Here is a 21,972-nt window from a genome sequence, read left to right on the forward strand (position 1 = left end):
GACCACATTTAAGTCTTAACATGAAAACACCTAACTTTGTACATAACAAAAAAACCAGAGAAGTTAACTTCTCTGGTTCAATATAATTTTTTAAATAACTGTCAACCTATTTTAGGACGACTCAATACTATTGTTATTTTCTGTAATCTTTACTCTTTTACTAAACCTATTTTCTTTTCTAAAACTAAGTACCCAAAGTAAAATAATGTTCCTAAAATTATTCCTGTGATATAACCAGTAGTAACATCTATTGGAAAATGTACTCCTAAATATATTCTACTATATCCAAAAATTAAAGGAAATAAAATCATTAAGTAAATCATCTTAAAATGCTTTCTTAACAATAAAATCATAAAAGTAGTTATGGTTGTAGATAATGACGCATGCCCTGACCAAAAGCTATATCCTTTGGGTTTATATGTAAACACTCTTAAGTACTCTTTTAACCCTTCAGTATTACAAGGTCTAATTCTTTCTGTTGTGTTTTTAATTAAGTTTGTAAGTTGATCGGAAAAAGCAACTATAAGTGCTATAAACAACACTGTGAATACTCCCTTTTTCCATCCAAACTGCTTAAAGACTAAAAACAACACAAAGACAAATAAAGGCGTCCAAGTAAATTGATTGGTAATGGTTAACCAAAAACTATCCCATTGCTCACTTCCTAAATTATTAAGGTAAATTAAAAGCTCTTTATCTTTTTGTATAATGTAATCTATCAAAACTACTTTCCTACTTTTAAAACTTCTATTTCGAAAATTAAATCAGATTTTGGAGGTATTGGACCTAGTCTACGGTCTCCATAGCCCAAGTATGAAGGTATAAACAAACGAACTTTATCACCTTCTCTCATTGTTTTTACCCCTTCTTTCCAGCCTGCTATTAAAGGAAGTTTTTCATCATCTACGGTAAAAACAAAAGCTTCTCCTTTATCTAAACTAGAATCTATTTTTCTTCCGTCAGCTAAATATAATGTGTAATGTGCTGTAGTTGGTAATGCTGGATTTACTTTTTTTCCTTCTCCTTTTTTTAAGGATAAAATTTTCAAACCAGAATCGGTAGTAATCGCCTCATTAATACCTTTCTCTTCTTGATATTTTTGTTTTAACTCTTCTAGTTTTTTCTTTCGTTCTTCTTCTTTCTTTTCGACATTATCTAATTCTTGTTCAAAAACTACTGGAGCATTAAATTTTGTAGCGTCTTTCCCTACTCTTAAAATCTCTACATGTTTGATGTAATCATTTTTTTGAATTGTATCTACTATTTTTTGACCTTTTAAAACACGACCAAAAACTGAATGCCCTCTATCTAACCAAGGGGTTGCTTTATGAGTAATAAAAAACTGACTAGAGTTTGTTACTGGTCTTGAGTAATTTGCCATAGACAACGTACCGGGACCATCGTGCTTATACAACAACTCCCCTTCCTCATCCATAGGAAATTCATCAGCAAATTTATAACCTGCATCTCCGCTACCAGTTCCTGTCTTATCTCCTCCTTGAATCATAAAGTCTTTAATTACTCTATGAAATTTTGTACCATCATAAAACGGTTTTCCTTTTAAAGAATCTGTCATTTTAGGATGGGTTCCTTCTGACAAGCATACAAAGTTAGCTACCGTCATAGGTACACCTTCTTTAAACAACTTTACCAAAACATCTCCTTTATTTGTTTGTATGTCTGCATATAATCCATTCTCTAAATTAGGATATTTAGTAGACTTGCATGATGTAAATATTATTACAAATACGATTAAATACTTAAAAAAATTCATTTTTTATAGGGTTTAAATAAAAAACATCAACTTTTGAGTGTTGATGTTTTTATATACTTGCAAATTTTTAATTAGTGTCCGTGTCCGTCTCCTTTCGAATGACCTTGCTCTAACGGCTCTACTACTTCCAATAACTCTACTTCGAAGACTAAAGTTGAGAAAGGTTTTATATGTTGACCTCTTTGTTGTGCTCCGTAGGCTAATTCTTGTGGGATAAAGAATTTATACTTTGCTCCTGGCTTCATTAATTGTAATCCTTCAGTCCATCCTTTTATTACCTGACCTACTCCAAACTCAGTTGGTTCTCCTCTTTCTACTGAACTATCAAATACAGTTCCGTCGATTAACGTACCGTGATAATTCACCTTCACTTTAGAATTTACTTCTGGAGCTTCTCCTTCACCTTCCTTTAAAACGATGTATTGTAAACCACTTTCAGTTACTTTAACACCTTCTTTTGTTTTATTTTCAGCTAAGAAGTCTTCGCCTGCCTTTTTATTATCTCCAAATTCAGCTTCTGCTTTTTTAGCTTGTTCTTCTTGCATTTGCTTCATTTTTTCTTGTTGTTTCTTCTGAAAAAATGTTCTTAAGATGTTATTTACATCTTTTGATTCTATTAGTAAGTTTGTAGAATCCATTCCGTTTTTAAACCCTTGAACAAATAAACCTTGATCCATTTCATCAAAATTCGTTTTAATTTTATTAGCCATATCTAACCCTATGGCATAACTTACAGAATCTACCTCTGTTGCTAATGAGCTTTTTTGCTTAAACTGACCGTTACTACATGAAACAATTGATAAACCTACAATTGTAGCTGCTAAAATTTTGGTTAATTTCATTCTTCTTTTTTTGATTTTATATCGATTAATGTTACTGTACTTTGTATTGGCTGATTTACAGCTATCTTGTTTCCATCCCCTGTAACTCCAAAAGCTCTGTATGATGGAATTACAAATGTAATAGTTTCTCCCTTTTTCATCAACTTTATTCCGTCTTGTAATGCCGGAATAAAATCTTCTTTATCTATTTTATAACTTCTTTCTTTTTTTTCATAGAGAATATTCCCGTTTAGATCTGTAATATTGTAAGACAATATTACTAAATCTTCAAACTGTGGAGACTTTGATTTTAAGGTATCTTTGGTTACATAGGCGTACCAAAATCCATTAGGTGAACTTTTATATTCTCTAACAGTATCTTTTGCCACCCAAACTTCTAAACGGTTTCTTTCTAAAGCATTTAATCTTTTGTTTTCTTTAAGAACTTCTTTATAAAAGTTTGTAGTACCATGTTGTTTTGGTCTTCTTGCTTTTGGTTCTTTACAAGATGTTATAATCAAAACAATGAGGACAAAAAGTGTTATTTTATACTTCATACGAATTCTCTAACTCTTGTTGGTATGCAGGTAATAACGATTTAAATCTCACTATCGTATTTTCCATACTATCGTCACTTTTTCCACCAGCAGCATTATCGTGCCCACCTCCATTAAAATAGTTACGTGCAAACTGATTTACAGAAAACTTCCCTTTTGATCGGAAAGATATTTTCACAATTCCTTGTTCTTCATCTTCTATAAAAATAGCTGCAAACACAATTCCTTTCAAAGATAATGCATAATTCACTACTCCTTCGGTATCTCCTTTTTCGTAGCAAAAACGTTTCTTCTCTTCTTCTGACAAAGTTATAAAAGCTGTTTTATATTCTGGTAGTACTTTCATATTACTTAAAGCTTGCCCTAACAACAATAACCTATTGTAAGAATTTGCGTCATGAACATTACTATGAATTCTATCATTTTCCGCTCCTTTATCTATTAAATCGGCAATAATTCTATGTGTAGTACTGGTTGTAGACCTAAAACGGAACGACCCTGTATCTGTCATAATACCCATATATAAACAAGTAGCTATGTTTTTATCTATCAACTCGATGTCTGCCATCATGTTAATAAAGTTATATACCATTTCACATGTTGAAGACATAGATGTATCAGAATACATATACATAAAATCATCAGGTTGCTGGTGATGATCTATTAAAACAAAGTTGTTTTTATATTGCTCTAACGTATTTTGCATATCATTTCCTACTCTATGCAATGCATTAAAGTCTAACAAAAAAACAATATCAGACTTCTCTAGAGCTTTGACAGATTGATTATTTTGACGATCAAAACGTTTTACGGTTTCTGATCCTGGCACCCAATGTAAAAAATCAGGATACTCATTAGGCATTAATACTTGTGTAACATGCCCTTTCTTATCTAAATAATGTTTTAATCCCAAGGTAGAACCTATAGCGTCTCCATCTGGGTTTCTATGGCCAATTATTACAATATTCTTAGGTTCTGATAAGAATTCTCGTAACTCAGTAAAGTGTTTCAAAATCATAAAGGGCGAATATACAAATTAATGCTATATTAACCTTTTATGTATTTATTTTTGTTTTCTAATATTAAAAACATAATTCAGCAAACTCTAGATTTTAAAATTTCTTTTTTGGCTACTTTAATATAAGTTATTGTTATGTTTTCACAGTTAAAACAAAGCTACCCAACAAGAAGTCAAGCAAATACACCCTTAACTTGTTAATCACATTAAAAAGTGTATTTTTGCGGCGATTTATGCAATATTTGCATAAGTAACAACAATTAAGAAATTTATCATATACTGATATTTATAACATTTAATAATGGCAACAAATAGAACTTTTACAATGATTAAACCAGATGCTGTTGAAAACAGACATACTGGTGCAATTTTAGAAAAAATTAATGCTGCAGGTTTCAGAATCGTAGCTATGAAAAAAACACAAATGACAAAGCATGATGCTGAGACTTTTTATGGAGTACATAGTGAGCGTCCTTTCTTTGGTGAATTAGTTGAGTTTATGACTCGCGGACCAATCATCGCTGCTATCTTAGAAAAAGATAACGCTGTTGAAGATTTTAGAACTTTAATCGGTGCTACAAATCCAGCTGAAGCTGCTGAAGGAACTATCCGTCAATTATACGCTACTTCTATTGGGGAAAACGCAGTACACGGTTCTGATTCTGATGAAAATGCAGCTATCGAAGGTGCTTTCCATTTTTCTGGTAGAGAAATGTTCTAAGAAAGAAACTTCTTAACAACATATATGAAAACTCGTTGCTTAATTGTAGCGAGTTTTTTTGTTTTAAATTTAATTTTACTCTGATTTCTAATATCTATTTGAGAATTAAACCAACATCAACTTTTTAACAAGCTCCTCTCCTATCTCTTCATTAATCATACGTATTATTTTATCTTTTCCATAATTTAACTCTTCTCGTAAAACAGAAGAAGATAAGCGTACAATTAATGTGCCGTTTTGTAGTTTTACTTCGCTTGTGTAAGAAGCAACACCAGCCCCCATGAGTTTTCCCCAAGCCTCATCAATATGAATTTTTTGAAACCCTTTTTTTAATTTATTATTCTCTTGAATAAAACTTCCCATCAAGTCTTTTAACGAAAAACTATCGTTTTCTCTTTTAGCCATTTCTTCTATTTTTTATCTTATTTTGTTTAGCTATAACATTATAATTTAAAAATCTGATATTCTTGGTTGCTCTTTTTAATCACTTCCTCGGTACGGTCTGCATGTGTATCTGTAATAAAAATTTGTCCAAACTCATCACTATTTACCAAATAGACAATTTGGGCAACTCTATTTTCATCTAACTTATCAAAAATATCGTCTAACAACAAAATAGGTGTCACGTTTGATTGTTGTTTAATAAACTCAAACTGTGCTAATTTTAATGCTATTAGATACGATTTTTGTTGTCCTTGTGAACCAAACTTTTTAATAGGGTACTCTCCTATTTCAAAATTTAAATCATCTTTATGAATTCCAACTGAGGTATACTGTACTATTTTATCTTTCTCTAGGTTTTGTTGTAATAACCCTTCCAAAGAACTATCGTGTAACTGACTTTTGTAACGTAAGTTTACCACTTCTTTTGCTCTAGATATAATTTGATGCTTTTCATTAAAGATAGGTACAAACTCTTCCAAAAAAGCTTTTCTCTTATTATAAATAACTGTTCCGTACTCAATTAATTGCTCATCATACACCTTCAAGTTTAAAGCATCAAAAACTCTATTCGCTGCAAAGTATTTTAACAATGCGTTCCGCTGACTTACTGTCTTAGTATAGGAAATTAACGTTTGTAAATATTTTTTGTCTTGCTGAGAAATTACTCCATCAATAAATTTACGACGAGTTTCACCACCTTCTACAATAAGATCTCTATCTGCAGGGGAAATAATTACCAATGGAAGTTGACCAATATGTTCCGAAAACTTCTCATACGCTTTCCCGTTACGTTTCAATACCTTTTTTTGGCCTCTCTTTAGAGAGCAAATAATCTTTTCTTGTCGTTCTTTCAATAAATAATCACCTTCCACCATGAAAAAATCTTGACCATGGCGAATATTTTGTCCAGCAATAGAATTAAAGTAACTTTTAGCAAACGACAAATAATAAATTGCATCTAACACGTTGGTTTTTCCAATTCCATTATTCCCCACAAAACAATTTATTTTCTTTTGAAAATCAAAAGTTTGCGATTCAATATTCTTAAAATTAACCAAAGATAGTTTTTGCAAATACATGAATAAGCGTTGTTTCTAAAAAGAATGCGCAAATTATTGAAAATTTACGAAAAAACGCCTTTTAAAATCCAATTAAAAAAACTATTTTTGTCGCCACTAATTTTTTAAGTAATTATGGCTACATACAAGAAAAGAGGTTACAAACCTAAGAAAGAAAAGGTTACACAAGAAGTAGAAGAAGCATTTGATGAAACACAAAGTACTACAGCTGAAGTATTTAACACTTTAGATGATACTGCGAACAAATCAGAGCAATGGATTGAAAAAAATAGCAAGCCATTATTTTACGGATTGGTAACTGTTGCAGCTTTAATTTTACTTTACTTAGGTTACAATAAATTTATTGCTGAGCCAACACAACAACAAGCTTCTAATGAATTAGCATATCCTCGTACTTTCTTTGATAAGGCTAATACATCTGCAGGTGCAATTGCTGACTCTCTGTATAATTTAGGACTAGAAGGCGGCGATGGAAAGTATGGTTTTATTGATATTGCTGAGCAATTTAGTGGTACAAAAGCTGGAAATTTAGCAAACTATTATGCTGGAATTTCTTACTTAAAAATGAAAAAATACGAAGAGGCTATCGAATATTTAAGCAACTTTAACTCTGATGATGAATTATTAGGCCCTACTGCTTTAGGTGCTATTGGTGATGCTTTTGCTGATATTAACCAACCAGAAGATGCTTTAGACTATTACCAACAAGCAGCTAATAAAAAAGATAATCAATTTACTACTCCTTTATTTTTATTCAAAGCAGGTCAAGTTGCTATGGGTTTAAAAGAATACAGTAAAGCTGAAAAATTATACACAACCATTAAAGAAAAATACGCTGATTCTGATCAAGGAAGAGATATTGAAAAATATATCAACAGTGCTAAATACGCTCAATAATGGCAACAACAAATTTATCTTATTACGATAAAGCAACAATCCCAAATGCGAAGTCTTTTCGATTTGGGATTGTTGTTTCAGAATGGAATCCTGAAATTACTCAAAATCTTCATAAAGGTGCTATTGAAACTTTAATAGATTGTGGAGCTACAGAAGAAAATATTATCTCTTGGGATGTTCCTGGAAGTTTCGAATTGGTGTACGGATGTAAAAAAATAATTGAAACACAAAAGTTAGATGCTATCATCGCTATAGGAAATGTAATTCAAGGTGAAACAAAGCATTTCGACTTTGTATGTGAAGGTGTTACACAAGGAATTGTGGATTTAAATATTAAATACGATGTACCTGTGATTTTTTGTGTGTTAACCGATAATACAAAACAACAATCTATAAATCGTTCAGGTGGTAAATTAGGAAACAAAGGAATTGAATGTGCCGTAGCGGCGGTTAAAATGGCAGCAATTAAAAACCAGGAACGCCCATCAAGCTCCTTAGGTTTTTAAAAATCTATCAACAAAGAAGTTTTAAGTTCTATATATATAAATTTAAAAGCACCAAGTCTAGCATTGTCTTGGTGCTTTTTAAGTTTAATTTATGTACTTTTTTTGACCACCTCTCTATAATTCAGTAACTTTGAACTTAGTCTTATTTGGTGTTATTTTTGTTCCACTTAAGCTATTAAAGAAGCAATAATTTTATGGGATTTATCAAAAGAGAAAATAAAAAATTCGATTACAAACCTCGTTACTATAAAGGAGAAGGAAACCCCTATGAAATAAAACAAAAATTTGATCAATACAGAACTACGATTGGAAAGAAAAAAGGGATAAAAGGAAAATTTAATGCTGCTATTGACGAATTTAAAGGGTCTGGTTACAAGCTAAATAAAACCATCGTAATTATAGCATTAATTTTAACGCTAATTTTCTTGTTTATTATCGATTTTGACCTTTCAATCTTTTTCTCAAAAAAATAACTAAATGTCAGATATCATACAGTTACTTCCTGATCATGTTGCAAATCAAATTGCTGCTGGAGAAGTGGTGCAACGCCCCGCGTCTGTAGTAAAAGAACTGATAGAGAACTCCATAGATGCAGGTGCTACTTCTATTACCTTATTATTAAAAGATGCTGGAAAAACCTTAATTCAAGTAATTGACGATGGTAAAGGAATGAGTGTAACAGATGCACGCTTAAGTTTTGAGCGTCATGCTACCTCTAAAATAAAGGAAGCACAAGACTTATTTAATTTAAATACTAAAGGTTTTCGTGGAGAAGCTTTAGCTTCTATCGCAGCCATTGCACACGTAGAATTAAAAACAAAACAAGAAGAAGACGAACTAGGTACACAAATAAAAATTGAAGGAAGTGAAATAACTTCTCAAGAAGTAGTTTCAACTGCTAAAGGAACTAGTATTGCTGTTAAAAATTTATTTTTTAACATTCCTGCACGTCGTAATTTTTTAAAATCTGACACTGTTGAAACGCGTCATATCGTTGATGAATTTCAGCGCGTAGCCTTAGCGCATCCTAATATTTCTTTTTTATTACATCACAATAACAACGAAGTTTATCATTTAAAAAAAAGCAACCTTCGTAAACGTATTGTAGCTATTTTTGGGGCTAAAATGAACGAAAAACTCGTTCCTATTAACGAACAAACTGACATTATTACTGTTAATGGTTTTGTGGCTAAGCCAGAATTTTCAAAGAAAAAACGTGGTGAACAATTCTTTTTTGTTAATAACCGATTTATAAAAAGTTCGTATTTAAATCATGCAGTAGTAAATGCTTTTGAAGGGTTGTTAGAAAGTGGCTCGCATCCTTCCTATTTCTTATATTTAGAAGTACCTGCAAATACGATTGATATTAATATCCATCCTACAAAAACGGAAATTAAGTTTGATAATGAAAAAGCACTATACGCTATTTTACGAGCTACAGTAAAACATAGTTTAGGGCAATACAATGTAGCTCCTGTGTTAGATTTTGATAGAGATGCTACTTTAGATACTCCTTATGATTATAGTAAAAAAAGCGGTTCTTCGGTTCCCCCAATAACGGTAGATCCGTCATTTAATCCTTTTAAAACAGAAACAAGTTACAAAGAACCTTCAAGCACAAGTAACCTATCAAAAAACACGACCATACACAGCTATCAATCTAACTTTAAAAAAGACACTGGAAGTTGGGAAGCTTTATATACAAATACTGATACTATTGAACCTGCTCAGCAAGAACAGCTTTTTGAGTCTGAACAAGAAACTGAAACTGGTAAAACTTTTCAAATTCAAAAAAAATACTTGTTAAGCTCTATAAAATCAGGAGTAGTGTTAATTCATCAATCTTTAGCACACCAACGTGTTTTATATGAAGAGTTTTTAGAAAATATTACTGTAAAAGAAGCTAGTAGTCAGCAATTATTATTCCCTGTAAATATTTCATTTTCTTCATCAGATATTGAAATGATTTATAGTATAAAGTCTGATTTAGAAAGTGCTGGCTTTATGTTTGATGAATTCACTAAAGAAAGTGTGGTTATTGCTGGAATTCCAACATCGATAAGCGAAAGTCAGATTACTCTTATTTTAGAACAGCTATTAGACGATATTGAACTTGAAGTACCTGATACTAGTTTTAGTCACTTTGATGTAATGGCTAAATCTTTTGCTAAATCACTAGCTATAAAAACAGGAACTTCTTTAAGTCCGAAAGAACAAGAAAACTTAGTAAACAACCTTTTTTCTTGTAAAGAGCCTAATATTTCACCATTTGGTAAACCCACGTTTAAAACACTAACTTTAAACGAAATAGACACCATTTTTAATAAATAAAAAATAGCATGCCAAAATTTACACAAACTATAAAACATTTAATAATCATTAACGTGATTATGTATTTTGCTCCGCAGTTATTAAACATGGATTTAACCAATTTGTTTGCGCTACATTATCCAAAAAATGAACATTTTGAAGTTTGGCAATATCTTACCCATATGTTTATGCACGGTAGTACAATGCACTTACTTTTTAATATGTATGCACTATGGGCTTTCGGTTCTCCCTTAGAACAAATGTGGGGTCGAAACAAGTTTTTATTCTTTTATTTTTCTGCAGGTATTGGCGCTGGTTTAATTTACACTTTAGTAAATTATTATCAATTTAATGGATATTATGAGCAATTAATTGCTTCTGGTGTAAGCTCTGAAAGCCTAACTTCATTTTTAAAAACAGGAAATTATTCTGATTTTGCACATCTAACAAATTTTAGCAGAACTGAATTAACAAAGTTCTTTTATCTATACGACACTCCTGCTGTTGGTGCTTCTGGTGCTATCTATGGAATTTTAGTTGCTTTTGGTTTAACATACCCTGATGCTAAATTAGCGTTGATTTTCTTCCCTGTTCCTATCGCTGCAAAATATTTTATACCTTTAATTATTTTAAGTGATTTATTCTTTGGTATCACAAGTTATTCTATTGGTAACATTGCTCATTTTGCACATATAGGTGGTGCTATTATTGGTTTTATTATTGCTTGGTACTGGAAAAAAAATCAATTTAAATTTCGTTAATTTAGTACCTTTACCTGTCTTTATTTAAGAGACCATACAATATGAATATACTCGAAAATTTAAAATACCGATTAAAAAATGCAGGAATTGTAGAACAATTAATATATGGAAACTTAGCTGTATTTTTATTAGTCCATTTAGCAAATGTTTTCAATTTTTTCTTTAAGTCAAAAACTAATTTCCTAGTAAAATGGTTTGCCTTACCTGCCAATTTTGATGAGTTTTTAACTAAACCTTGGACAATTATTACCTACGGTTTTTTACATACTAACTTTTTACATATTTTACTAAACTTAATAGCCTTATTTTATATTGGTCATTTATTTAAACAATATTTTACCTCAAAACAACTGCTTAATTTTTATCTATTAGGAACGTTATTTGGTGGGATTATTTTCATAGCTAGTTATAATTTTTTTCCTGTTTTTTCAAGCGATATTGATGTTAGTATTTTATTGGGTGCTTCTGCCGGAATATCTGCTATTTTTATAGGTATTGCTACCTATATACCTAATTATGAATTAAAGTTTCCTTTAATTGGCTTTGTAAAGCTGTGGGTCGTAGCCTGTATTTGGGTTGCTGTAGATATTATTCAGATACCTGCAGGTAATGCTGGTGGACATTTAGCACACATTGGTGGTGCTTTACTTGGTTTTTTCTACGTGCGCAATGCAAGTAACAAAGAGTTAAATATTTTCTCTTTTATTAATAAGCTTTTTACTAAAAAAGAAAAAAAACTTAAAACTGTATACAACTCTGGTAATAAAACACCTAAAAATAGCGTTGACAAAACAAGAAATCAAACAGAGATAGATGCTATATTAGATAAAATTAGTAAATCGGGTTACGATACACTAAGTAAAAGTGAAAAGGAGTTTTTGTTTAAACAAGGAAAAAATTAGATGAAAAAATATTCTATATCTCATAAGTTTTTATTTTTCTTCAATTCAGTATTTGCTGCTGTTTTATTGTTCTCATATATATTGCCATATGTGTCCCCAAAAACAATCCCTTTTTTATCTATTTTTAGCTTATTTGTTCCTTTTTTAATCTTAGTAAACCTTTGTTTTTTTGTGTATTGGCTTATCAAAATGCACAAAAACGCTTTCTTATCGTTACTTATCTTAAGTATAGGGTGGTTCGTATCTACTCCATTAATTAAATTCTCTAATAAGGATGTTATACTCAATGATGATTTAAAAATAATGAGCTACAATGTTCGTTTGTTTAATCATTACAAACACGAAGATGATATAACAACTGAACAAAAAATTTATGAGTTCATTAATAATGAAAAACCTGATGTTATTGCGCTACAAGAATTTTACAATTCTAAATTATTAGACATTAACCTTCCGTATAAGTATATTAAAACCAAGACAAAAAAAAATAAATTTGGACTTGCTATTTATTCAAAACACCCAATAGTAAACTCTGGATCTCTTAATTTTGAGCATAGCGCCAACAACACTATTTTTGCCGATGTTATTGTAAATAACGATACTATTAGAGTGTACAATGTACATTTAGAATCTTTAAAACTAAACCCAAAAAAGGAAAACTTTGGTGAAAAGAGCTCCGAACGTTTATTAAAACGTTTAGAGAATGGTTTTGTTAAACAGGTAAATCAAGTTGAATTAATTTTAAAACACGAGTACTCTTGGAAAACTAAAAAAGTAATTTGTGGAGATCTAAATAACACATCCTACTCTTGGGCCTACAAACAATTAGCCACCAATAAAAAAGATGCTTTTATTGAATGTGGTATAGGTATAGGTAAGTCTTTTCGATATGTTTATCCGATGCGTATTGACTTTATTTTAACAGATACTAAAGCTACGATTAATCAGTTTAAAACCTACAACAAGATAAAACTATCTGATCACTACCCTATCATGACCCGTTTACATTGGTAAAGTTATTTTTTTCAGTATAAAAGTGTATTTTTACTGCTCTTAAAATAGAATTTATGACACAACATTACGATGTTGCTATCATTGGTAGCGGTCCATCAGGAGCTTCATCAGCTTTTTATTTAGCTCAAAAGGGTATTTCAACAGTTATTATTGAAAAAGAAACCTTGCCTCGATACAAAACATGTGGAGGCGGTTTTGTTTTTAGAGGACGTAAAAACTTACCTTTTGATATTAAGGAAGTTGTTGAAAAAGAGTTTCATACCGTTGATATTTATTTAGGAGATAAACTTCATTTTAGGACTCATAGAGAGGAACCAACCATCTCTATGATTATGCGCGACACTTTTGATAACCTTATAACGCAAAAGGCAAAAGAATTTGGTGCCACATTACTAGAAAATCACAAACTAAAAGGATTGTCTTTTTCTGACAATATAATTACTTTAGAAACTTCTCAAGGAAATTATACTACTAATTTTGTCATTGCTGCAGATGGAGCCTTAAGCCCAACCGCAAAAATGGCTGGATGGAAAGAAGATACTCGTAAATTAATTCCTGCTTTAGAATATGAAGTAGAAGTTTCTGATGAAGATTTTGAACGTTTATCAAAAGAAGTTCGTTTTGATATTGATGCGATTCCATATGGATATGCTTGGAATTTCCCTAAGAAGAAACACTTATCTATTGGAGTAGCTTCGGCAAGAAGAACAAAGATTAACTTAAAAGAGCATTATCAACAATATTTAAAAACTTTAAATATTACGAATATTGTTAGTGAATCTCAACATGGTTTTCAAATACCTGTTTCTCCTCGTACAGATGGTTTTGTTAAAAATAATGTCTTTTTAATTGGTGATGCTGCTGGTTTTGCAGATCCTATTACTGCTGAAGGTATTTCTAATGCTATTTATAGTGGTAAATTAGCTGCTGAGGCCATTATTGAAGCGAACAAAGAACCACAATTAGCAAAAAAACTATATTTAGAAAAAATAGAAGAAACATTACTTCCTGAAATAAAAACAGGTTTATGGCTATCTAAATGGTTTTACGAACAAAAAACTATTCGAAATATTTTATTAAAGAAATTCGGTCAACAGTTTAGTGAAGCTATGGCAGATGTTTTTCATGGTAAAAGAAGTTACCCTAAAGACATAAAGAAAACGATTACTAATAAAATTAAAAATTACTATCTTAAGAACTAAGAGCGACCTTAATAAGGTTACTTTTTAATTTTATTCAGTTTCTTTCCTTTATACTTAAAAAACCAACACTTAGTATAAAAATAGTATTGTAAATTATATTTATAGTAACTTGCTATTCATATTTTAAATCATTTTTTTACACAAGTGGAAACAAAAACTACTTCTCATTTAAAGCTTCCTTTCTTTTTTGACGCTTCAAAACTTTTATTTGATTATTCTTTAGTAATGAACCAAAACTGGGTGCCTCATTTTAATACATCAGGTTATAAAGGAGAATGGAAAGCAATTCCTTTGTATGCTCCCAAAGGAAATGCTTCAAATATTTATGCTTTTCAACAGAGCAATGAAGCCATTTTAGAAACTCCTTTAATGAGTAATTGTAATTATTTTAAAGAAGTAATTAGTTCTTTTGAATGCCCCATTTTATCAGCTCGCTTATTACGATTAAACGTAGGTGCTGAAATAAAACCTCATCGAGATTATAAACTAGGGTATGAAGATGGTAACTTCCGTATACACATTCCAATTATTACTAACAACAATATTCAGTTTATTTTAAATGATGAAAAAATAACCATGCTCCCTGGTGAATGTTGGTATACCAATGTAAATTATGTACATTCTGTCTCTAATCATGGAAAGAAAGACCGCATTCATTTAGTGATTGATGCGGAAAGAAACGAATGGTCCGATAATTTATTTTTTTCGCTTGCTCCAAAAGAAAGCTTTCAGCCCATACAAGAAAAAATTGAATCGTCTGAAACAATTCGTTTAATTATAGACGAATTAAAACGAAAAAATGAACCTGCTTCTGAGCAGTTAATTTTTGAACTGGAGCAAAAATTATCGAAAAACATAATAGAATAACACTTTTTACAACAGTTTTATTATGAATTTCAAAAAAAATTGTTTCTAATTACATCTTTATTTTTTGAAAGTACATTTAACAATCTTGAACTATTTTTAGCTTTTTAAAGAGTATAAGAATCTATTATTAGACGTTTCAAATGAGAACCTTAATAAAGAAGAATATCGAAGTCATATGTAACTCGAAAAAGGCATTGTAATTGGCACTTATGGGCTGCTAATTGTCTTGATGGTGTAGTGCGAACTGAAAAATTTATTAAAGAAACAGATACTGCTATACAAAACAAGATTCGTAAAAAAACTCATTACATATACTTTATGCTGGTACGGGGTCTTTTGCTTCACTCATACTTCCTTTCCTTCTATAATATCCTAATTTAAATATAGTATACACATTATTAGAGATAAATACTTTGAGTTTTACAAACTTAAAGGAAATGATAAAAAGATTAAAAATAGAAACGCATAATATTACTTTTATTAATAATGATGCTACGAAACATGTAATACCAACAAATTCTTGTCCTGATATTATTGTAAGTGAAATTATACAATTCATATTAGATAGAAAACAACAAGTTTCAATCTTTTACAACTTAATGAAACAAGTTAATTCAAACACGTTTTTTATTACAGAAAAAATAGCTTTATATATTGGTACAAAATCCTCTCAAAAAAACAAACAGTCCTAACAGATAAAGAATTTTCAACAGCAAGTGAAATTGTAGTAATTACCAAAATGACAATTTATAAAAATGAAAAACTAGGCATTAATGAGAGTGGTTTAACCATTCTTAAATACATTAAAAATGTTCCTACTGATATAAACGGGACTATGACTATTGAATCACATTTATATTATTGGCTCTGACCCTAAACTTAGTTTAAAAACTTCTTCTCATCATCTTGCTTAAGAAATATATTATAAACTAATGGTTATTATTCTTTATACACGCTCTTCAAATCCAACATATCAATCGGGTTAATCCCCAAACCTTTTACATTTTTCTGTGTAAAACGAATAACCTCATCATAATACAACGGTACAACTGGGGCCTCAGCAATAATAATACTATCCATTTTTTGATATAACTTGTAACGTTTTTTTACATCTACTTCTTTGATGGATTCTTCGTACAAAGTGTCAAAAAATTCATTTTTAAAATGAGTGTAATTGGGTCCGTTAGGCGTAAAATTTTTACTGTAAAATAACGACACATAGTTTTCAGCATCAGGATAATCTGCAATCCAACTAGCCCTAAAGACAGGTAACTTACCATTAGCTTTTCCTTGACGTAACGTTGAAGGCGGAATCATATCAACTTTAATATCTATACCTACTTTTTGCAATTCTCTTTGAATAAATTCACACAAATCTAAGTAGTTACTATTGGTAGTGATTGTAATTTGTAGATTTGTATTTCCTGTTTCTTGTTTGTATTTCGCCACTAGCTTTTTTGCTTCTTCTGGTTTGTACGAATATCCTTTTTGATTATTGAACGATGGTAATCCTTTTGGTATAAAACCACTCGTAGCAGGACTACCAATTCCATTTCTCAAAAACTTAATCATCTTCTCTCTATCAAAACCATAATTTATAGCTTGTCGTATTAATTTTGATTTTGTCGGGTACCCCTCCTCTCCATCCAAATAAATCCCCAAGTATTCGGTATTCAAATACGCACCAGTTTGCATATTTATTTTAGAAACATATTTCTCTTTTAAAGTTCCGTCAGTATTTAGTATATCATCTTTATACGAAGCATCTAAGCTTTTCATAAAATCGAGATTCCCTTGAATAAACTGTAAAAACTCACTCTGTTTATCTGGTAAAAAAGTAACAGCAACTGATTCTATGTACGGAAGTTGATTTCCTTCTTCATCTTTTTCAAAATATAGTGGATTTTTTCTCAGTACCAACTTAGTATTTTCTACCCACATTTTAAGGTAGAAAGGACCTGTTCCAATCGGGTTTGCTCTAAATTCATTTCCAAAGTAATCAATAGCTTCTTTTGGAACAACAGAGCAATATTTCATTGCCAACAAACCTAAAAAAGGTGGAAATGGTTGTTTTAGGTTAATCGTAAAAACTGAATCATTTTCTGCTTTGAAATTTGCAACATTTTGCAATACCCAACCTCCTGGAGAGGCTACGTTTTTGTCTAGTAATCGGTTAAAAGAATATTCAAAATCTTTGGCTATTACATTTCTTGTAGAATCTTTGCCAAATAACTCGTGTTTATGAAATTGCACATCATTTCTTAACTCAAACTGATATGTTTTTCCATCTTCAGAAATAATCCATTTTTTAGCTATAGCTGGTTCTACTTGCAAACTATCATCTAACGCTACTAAACCATTAAATAACTGATTTACCGCCCAAATATTTCGTTGATCTTTTGCAAAAGCAGGGTCTAATGAGGTTATATTTGAGTGTTCATTGTATCTGAAAACCTGGTCATCTGTGTACTCAGACTTCTCCTTTGCACAAGAAAAAAGGAACAACAACGTTATAAAGACAACAATGTTATTTCTTCTTACGTTTATTTTTATAGTAGATTTTATCTGCAATGTAAATGGTTTTAGATACTTCAGCAAAAACAACAGATTTGCCTTTGTTGGTTATTTTAATCTCTTTAATTAAATTAATTCCTTGCTCTTCTTCCGTTTGTTTTTTCATTTGTTCTATTTCTTCTTCAGAAAAACCAAAATCTATATAAGCATCTTGTTTAGCAGGTCTTTTAAATTTTATAATTGCCTCTTTACCCCAAACCACATATTTATCCCCTAAGATATTAAGCAACTGAATCATAAAAACTGGGTCGGTTGCTGAAAACAAACTCCTCAAAAAATAGATCCTACATAGTTCTTATTTCTATAAGTGATAGGAATTTTCACTTGTACTTTGAATATAATATTCAGAAATATATTTTATTTCCCCTATAAATCTTCTATACATAGGTAACACATTAAAGCCGTACTTAAAAATAGTGCTTTCTTTAAAGCATCTCTTTAAAAAGTTAGCAATCGTTTCGTACATACTAATTATTGTTCAAAACCATATTCTCGTTCTACTTTACAAATGCGAAGCTGGTATTTTTGATACCATTTTTCTCTTCCCAACTCCCTCGCTTCTGTATGCTCTACATTGTTCTTCCATTTTGTAATCGCTTCTAAACTTTCCCAATAAGAAACTGTAATTCCTACATCACTTCTTGCTGACTCTACTCCTAAATACCCCTCTTGCTCTTTAGCTAAACTCTCCATTTTTTCAGCCATTTCATAATATCCTTCTCTATCCTCGGTAAGAGTTGTGGTAAAAATTACCGCGTAGTATGGAGGTTTTAAATTATCTACTATCATAAAATTAATTCATATTTTGTTTCTGGTAAGCCAATATCGTCACTTATAAATTTCTCTATCGCAACAAAATTGAATCGTTCTAATATTTTAGCGGAAGCAACATTTTCATCCACCACACAACCAATAAGCTTTTTCATTCCTATCGATTTACAGTACTGTATTAATTTTTCACAAAGTTCAGTTGCAAATCCATTACCCCAGTATCGTTCTATAAACCGATATCCAATTTCATCATTTCCTTCTTCATCTTTCACCAAGGCAACCGTACCTACAAATTCATTATTTGACTTACGTTCTATGGCATAAATCCAAAAATCATTTTCTTTATTAGTGTATCGTGCTATAAGCTGTTCTAAATCCTCTTTAGTTTCTTCTAAATTTTTAGGTTTTCCTGTAGCATATTGTAATACTTTCGGATTGCTTTCCAACTCATAAAAAGTCTCTATATCAACAACTTGAAGCTTTCGAATAAGTAAATTTTTCGTTTCAAAAATCATGAATATTATCGTACTTTTGCAAACCCAAAACTGTTTTAAACAGTACTAGATTAAATAAACTATACGAACTTCTAAAAAATTAAAGACTTGTACAAGGCTTTTGTTTTTTATTTAGGACAGCGAAAAGATGAATGTAGATAAGAAAGTAGCTTTTTACACCTTAGGTTGTAAATTAAATTTTTCAGAAACCTCAACCATTGCCAGAAACTTTGTTAATGAAGGCTTTGAACGTGTTGAGTTTGAAGAGAAAGCAGATATATATGTAATTAATACTTGTTCTGTAACAGACAATGCTGACAAACGTTTTAAAAGCATTGTAAAATCTGCTCTAAAGAAAAATGAAGAAGCTTTTGTAATTGGGGTAGGATGTTATGCTCAATTAAAACCTGAAGAACTAGCCGCTGTTGATGGTGTTGATTTAGTATTAGGGGCTACTGAAAAGTTTAATGTAACTAGCTATATTAATGACTTAACCAAAAATGATATTGGTGAAGTGCATTCATGCGAAATTGAAGATGCCGATTTTTATGTAGGCTCCTATTCTATTGGAGACCGTACTCGTGCTTTTTTGAAAGTACAAGATGGTTGTGACTATAAATGTACTTACTGTACGATACCACTAGCTCGTGGAATTTCTCGAAGTGATACACTAGAAAACGTATTAAAAAATGCCAAAGAAATTTCAGAAAAAGGAATTAAAGAAATCGTATTAACTGGAGTAAACATTGGGGACTACGGAAAAGGTGAATTTGGAAACAAAAAACACGAGCATACTTTTTTAGAATTAGTACAGGCACTTGATAAGGTTGAAGGGATTAATCGTTTGCGAATTTCATCTATTGAGCCAAATTTATTAAAAGATGAAACGATTGATTTTGTTTCAAGCTCAAACACTTTTGTTCCTCATTTTCATATTCCACTACAATCTGGTAGTGATGAATTATTAAAAAAAATGAAACGTCGTTACTTACGAAAAGTGTATACCGATAGAGTTACAAAGATTAAAGAAGTAATGCCTAATGCCTGTGTTGGTGTAGATGTTATTGTTGGTTTTCCTGGTGAAACAGATGAGTTATTCTTAGAAACCTACAATTACTTAACTGACTTAGACATTTCATACTTACATGTTTTTACCTACTCTGAAAGACCCAACACAGAAGCTGTTGAAATGGACGGTATAGTTCCTAAAAAAACACGTGCAAAACGTAGTAAGATGTTACGCGGGTTATCTGTTAAAAAACGTAGAGCTTTTTATGAAAGTCAATTAGGAAATACCCTAACCGTATTATTTGAAAGTGAAAACAAAGAAGGTTACATTCATGGATTTACCGAAAACTATGTAAAAGTTAAGGCTCCCTGGAACCCTGAGTTAGTAAATACACTACACACAGTTACTTTAACAAAAATTGATGAAGACGGTTTAGTGCGTTTTGATTTTGTGGATGCTGAAGTTAGTGCTTAATGTCTTTACAGTAATCTGTTTATACCCTATCTATTGTTCTAATATTAGGCACTTTTTTTTTCTTGTATATCTTAATTAAAGATAGAATAGAAATTATAAGAAGTATCAAACCTAAGAGCGTTAGGAATTTTTTGGGTACTATGACAATACAAATCCTATTAATTACATTTTTAAGCTTCCTTTCTAGATATACCAAAAACCCTCTTGTTACAATTTTATAAACATTATTGGACTAATTATATGGCTTCCTTTTTGGGTTATAGATAAAATATTCCATTTAAATATTTTTGAAGATAAATAATAGTGTATTTTTATAGTCTGAATGAATTCTTTATTTATAAAACAACACCTATGAAGTACTTTTTATACTCTTTTTTAGCCTTAGGAATCTCTTGTAGTATCCCTAAAAAAAAATCTGAAACCAAAGTAACAGAACCGATAGAAAAAGAAACGATTATTGAAGAGGTAAAAGATGTTGCAAAACCCGTAGCACCTCAAAACAAACTAATTATTGTTCTTAAAAATACTAAAAGTATTAATGACGTAAAATCACTTATAAAAAACAGTGGTTTAACTTGGAGTGAAACTCCTTATGATACCGAAGCTACAAAAATTGGTATTGTTGAAGTTCCTGAAGGAAAGCGAGACTTTTGGATTAATAAACTACAGGAAAGTGGAGAGTTTAGATTAGTTGAAAGTAATTCAAAAGAAAAACTATCTGATATTATTTCAGAAGAAAAAAATAATCTTTTAAGAATTACAAAAACACAATGTTTTGGTGATTGCCCTGTATATACAGTTGCTATTGATAAAGAAGGAAATGTCGTTTACAACGGTATTGAATACGTACTAGAAAAAGGTATCCGTAAGTTTACTCTTTCTGAAAAACAACTTCAAGAGCTTACCAGTAAGCTTAATAAAAAAGATTTTTCTAGCTTTAAAAAAGTTTATGATAACCCTAAAGTCCTTGACCTAGCAAGTACTTATATTGTACATGATGGTAAACAAGTTACAATTCGCTTATGGAAAAACATTCCTGAAGAACTTGTTGAAATACACGAATATGTAGATGGTCTTTTATTTGACAAAAAATTCTTTGAGTAATGTCCAAAACTCATATATATTTTGTTCCTGGTTTAGCGGCTAACTCCAAAATATTTGAGTATATCTCTTTACCAGAAAAAAAAAATGAACTGCACTTTTTAAATTGGATGCTACCTACATCTATTAATGAAAGTATTGAGGAATATGCACAAAGGTTTTGTGCTCAAATTAAACATAAAAACCCTATATTAATTGGAGTTTCTTTTGGAGGAATCATGGTGCAAGAAATGAGCAAAATTATTGATTGCAAAAAAGTAATAATAATATCGAGTGTTAAGAGTAATAAAGAATTTCCTAAACGCTTAAAACTGGCTCAAATAACGAAGGCTTACAAGCTTTTCCCTACAAAAATAATCGCTAATATTGAGAGCTATAAACGCTATTTCTTTAATGATTATTTAAAAAAGCGTGCTGAGTTATATAAAATATATTTATCGGTAAGTAGTAAAGAATATTTACAGTGGGCTATCTATAACGTTTTACATTGGAAACAAGAAGAATCAATTCCTAACATAGTACACATTCATGGAAAAAAAGATGAAGTTTTTCCTATAAAACATATTAAAAAATCAATTGAGGTTGAAAACGGTACACATGTAATGATTCTTTATAAAGCAAAAACTATTTCTGAAATATTAAAAAAGGAATGTTTTTTGATGGACTAAAAGCAGTA

25 protein-coding genes are annotated in these 21,972 nt (G+C 30.7%); 14 read left to right on the forward strand and 11 right to left on the reverse strand.

The annotated features are described in order from the left end of the window. Positions 1-149: 149 nt before the first annotated feature. The 5 genes from ACKTSW_RS05500 to ACKTSW_RS05520 all read right to left on the reverse strand — a co-directional run bounded on the left by ACKTSW_RS05500 (position 150) and on the right by ACKTSW_RS05520 (position 4,170). Positions 150-722 (reverse strand): phosphatase PAP2 family protein, encoded by a 573-nt coding sequence (locus tag ACKTSW_RS05500; RefSeq protein WP_408024277.1) that lies wholly within the window; start codon positions 720-722, stop codon positions 150-152. Positions 723-724: 2 nt separating this feature from the next. Then, positions 725-1,774: a peptidylprolyl isomerase gene (locus ACKTSW_RS05505; protein WP_408024278.1), complete on the reverse strand. Its 1,050-nt coding sequence runs from the start codon at positions 1,772-1,774 to the stop codon at positions 725-727. Positions 1,775-1,845: 71 nt separating this feature from the next. Further along, on the reverse strand, positions 1,846-2,616 hold the full coding sequence (locus tag ACKTSW_RS05510; protein WP_408024279.1) for an FKBP-type peptidyl-prolyl cis-trans isomerase: 771 nt from the start codon (positions 2,614-2,616) through the stop codon (positions 1,846-1,848). After that, the gene (gene gldI / locus ACKTSW_RS05515) at positions 2,613-3,152 is read right to left on the reverse strand and encodes a gliding motility-associated peptidyl-prolyl isomerase GldI (protein WP_408024280.1); all 540 of its coding nucleotides are present in this window, start codon (positions 3,150-3,152) and stop codon (positions 2,613-2,615) included. Before gldI ends, ACKTSW_RS05510 begins: the two co-directional genes overlap by 4 nt. Beyond that, positions 3,142-4,170, reverse strand: coding sequence for a DHH family phosphoesterase (locus ACKTSW_RS05520; RefSeq protein ID WP_408024281.1), 1,029 nt, complete (start codon positions 4,168-4,170; stop codon positions 3,142-3,144). The genes gldI and ACKTSW_RS05520 overlap by 11 nt, the downstream gene beginning before the upstream one ends. Before the next feature lie 301 nt (positions 4,171-4,471). On the opposite strand from ACKTSW_RS05520, the gene ACKTSW_RS05525 reads away from it, so the two are divergent. Continuing rightward, entirely contained in the window at positions 4,472-4,891 is a 420-nt protein-coding gene (locus tag ACKTSW_RS05525) for a nucleoside-diphosphate kinase (RefSeq protein ID WP_408024282.1), read from the forward strand. A 105-nt stretch (positions 4,892-4,996) separates the two neighbouring features. Here ACKTSW_RS05525 and ACKTSW_RS05530 read toward each other — a convergent pair whose 3' ends face one another. Further along, positions 4,997-5,296, reverse strand: a complete 300-nt coding sequence (locus tag ACKTSW_RS05530; protein ID WP_408024283.1) for a DUF721 domain-containing protein — start codon at positions 5,294-5,296, stop codon at positions 4,997-4,999. 38 nt (positions 5,297-5,334) lie between these two features. Further along, a complete protein-coding gene (gene recF / locus ACKTSW_RS05535; RefSeq protein WP_408024284.1) occupies positions 5,335-6,414 on the reverse strand; it encodes a DNA replication/repair protein RecF in 1,080 nt (359 codons plus the stop codon). 114 nt (positions 6,415-6,528) lie between these two features. Here recF and ACKTSW_RS05540 point away from each other — a divergent pair, with 114 nt between their 5' ends. From ACKTSW_RS05540 to ACKTSW_RS05585, 10 genes are all read left to right on the forward strand, one after another. Then, the gene (locus ACKTSW_RS05540) at positions 6,529-7,311 is read left to right on the forward strand and encodes a tetratricopeptide repeat protein (RefSeq protein WP_408024285.1); all 783 of its coding nucleotides are present in this window, start codon (positions 6,529-6,531) and stop codon (positions 7,309-7,311) included. Continuing rightward, positions 7,311-7,817, forward strand: a complete 507-nt coding sequence (gene ribH / locus ACKTSW_RS05545) for a 6,7-dimethyl-8-ribityllumazine synthase (protein ID WP_408024286.1) — start codon at positions 7,311-7,313, stop codon at positions 7,815-7,817. Before ACKTSW_RS05540 ends, ribH begins: the two co-directional genes overlap by 1 nt. A 194-nt stretch (positions 7,818-8,011) precedes the next feature. Next, a complete protein-coding gene (locus tag ACKTSW_RS05550) occupies positions 8,012-8,290 on the forward strand; it encodes a riboflavin synthase subunit beta (RefSeq protein ID WP_408024287.1) in 279 nt (92 codons plus the stop codon). Between the two features lie 4 nt (positions 8,291-8,294). Next, positions 8,295-10,148 (forward strand): DNA mismatch repair endonuclease MutL, encoded by a 1,854-nt coding sequence (mutL, locus tag ACKTSW_RS05555; RefSeq protein WP_408024288.1) that lies wholly within the window; start codon positions 8,295-8,297, stop codon positions 10,146-10,148. 8 nt (positions 10,149-10,156) lie between these two features. Beyond that, positions 10,157-10,888, forward strand: coding sequence for a rhomboid family intramembrane serine protease (locus tag ACKTSW_RS05560; RefSeq protein WP_408024289.1), 732 nt, complete (start codon positions 10,157-10,159; stop codon positions 10,886-10,888). 41 nt (positions 10,889-10,929) lie between these two features. Beyond that, the gene (locus ACKTSW_RS05565) at positions 10,930-11,790 is read left to right on the forward strand and encodes a rhomboid family intramembrane serine protease (protein ID WP_408024290.1); all 861 of its coding nucleotides are present in this window, start codon (positions 10,930-10,932) and stop codon (positions 11,788-11,790) included. Between the two features lie 189 nt (positions 11,791-11,979). Continuing rightward, positions 11,980-12,804: an endonuclease/exonuclease/phosphatase family protein gene (locus ACKTSW_RS05570; protein ID WP_408024291.1), complete on the forward strand. Its 825-nt coding sequence runs from the start codon at positions 11,980-11,982 to the stop codon at positions 12,802-12,804. A 53-nt stretch (positions 12,805-12,857) separates the two neighbouring features. After that, positions 12,858-14,006: a geranylgeranyl reductase family protein gene (locus ACKTSW_RS05575; protein WP_408024292.1), complete on the forward strand. Its 1,149-nt coding sequence runs from the start codon at positions 12,858-12,860 to the stop codon at positions 14,004-14,006. 144 nt (positions 14,007-14,150) lie between these two features. Next, the gene (locus ACKTSW_RS05580) at positions 14,151-14,873 is read left to right on the forward strand and encodes an aspartyl/asparaginyl beta-hydroxylase domain-containing protein (protein ID WP_408024293.1); all 723 of its coding nucleotides are present in this window, start codon (positions 14,151-14,153) and stop codon (positions 14,871-14,873) included. Positions 14,874-15,310: 437 nt separating this feature from the next. Continuing rightward, on the forward strand, positions 15,311-15,565 hold the full coding sequence (locus tag ACKTSW_RS05585) for an SAM-dependent methyltransferase (protein ID WP_408024294.1): 255 nt from the start codon (positions 15,311-15,313) through the stop codon (positions 15,563-15,565). 247 nt (positions 15,566-15,812) lie between these two features. On the opposite strand, the gene ACKTSW_RS05590 is transcribed toward ACKTSW_RS05585, so the two are convergent. From ACKTSW_RS05590 to ACKTSW_RS05605, 4 genes are all read right to left on the reverse strand, one after another. Further along, entirely contained in the window at positions 15,813-17,438 is a 1,626-nt protein-coding gene (locus ACKTSW_RS05590; protein WP_408024320.1) for an ABC transporter substrate-binding protein, read from the reverse strand. Continuing rightward, positions 17,401-17,685 (reverse strand): hypothetical protein, encoded by a 285-nt coding sequence (locus tag ACKTSW_RS05595; RefSeq protein WP_408024295.1) that lies wholly within the window; start codon positions 17,683-17,685, stop codon positions 17,401-17,403. Before ACKTSW_RS05595 ends, ACKTSW_RS05590 begins: the two co-directional genes overlap by 38 nt. Positions 17,686-17,918: 233 nt before the next feature. Continuing rightward, positions 17,919-18,236 (reverse strand): antibiotic biosynthesis monooxygenase family protein, encoded by a 318-nt coding sequence (locus ACKTSW_RS05600; protein WP_408024296.1) that lies wholly within the window; start codon positions 18,234-18,236, stop codon positions 17,919-17,921. After that, positions 18,233-18,733 (reverse strand): GNAT family N-acetyltransferase, encoded by a 501-nt coding sequence (locus ACKTSW_RS05605; RefSeq protein ID WP_408024297.1) that lies wholly within the window; start codon positions 18,731-18,733, stop codon positions 18,233-18,235. Before ACKTSW_RS05605 ends, ACKTSW_RS05600 begins: the two co-directional genes overlap by 4 nt. 127 nt (positions 18,734-18,860) lie before the next feature. Here ACKTSW_RS05605 and mtaB point away from each other — a divergent pair, with 127 nt between their 5' ends. From mtaB to ACKTSW_RS05620, 3 genes are all read left to right on the forward strand, one after another. Beyond that, a complete protein-coding gene (gene mtaB, locus ACKTSW_RS05610; protein WP_408024298.1) occupies positions 18,861-20,195 on the forward strand; it encodes a tRNA (N(6)-L-threonylcarbamoyladenosine(37)-C(2))-methylthiotransferase MtaB in 1,335 nt (444 codons plus the stop codon). A 351-nt stretch (positions 20,196-20,546) separates the two neighbouring features. After that, positions 20,547-21,299, forward strand: coding sequence for a DUF6438 domain-containing protein (locus tag ACKTSW_RS05615; protein ID WP_408024299.1), 753 nt, complete (start codon positions 20,547-20,549; stop codon positions 21,297-21,299). Then, complete coding sequence (locus tag ACKTSW_RS05620; protein ID WP_408024300.1) at positions 21,299-21,964, forward strand: alpha/beta hydrolase family protein; 666 nt, start codon at positions 21,299-21,301, stop codon at positions 21,962-21,964. The genes ACKTSW_RS05615 and ACKTSW_RS05620 overlap by 1 nt, the downstream gene beginning before the upstream one ends. The last annotated feature ends 8 nt before the right edge of the window (positions 21,965-21,972 follow it).

It is taken from the genome of Tenacibaculum sediminilitoris, from assembly GCF_964513795.1.
Lineage (GTDB): Bacteria > Bacteroidota > Bacteroidia > Flavobacteriales > Flavobacteriaceae > Polaribacter > Polaribacter sediminilitoris.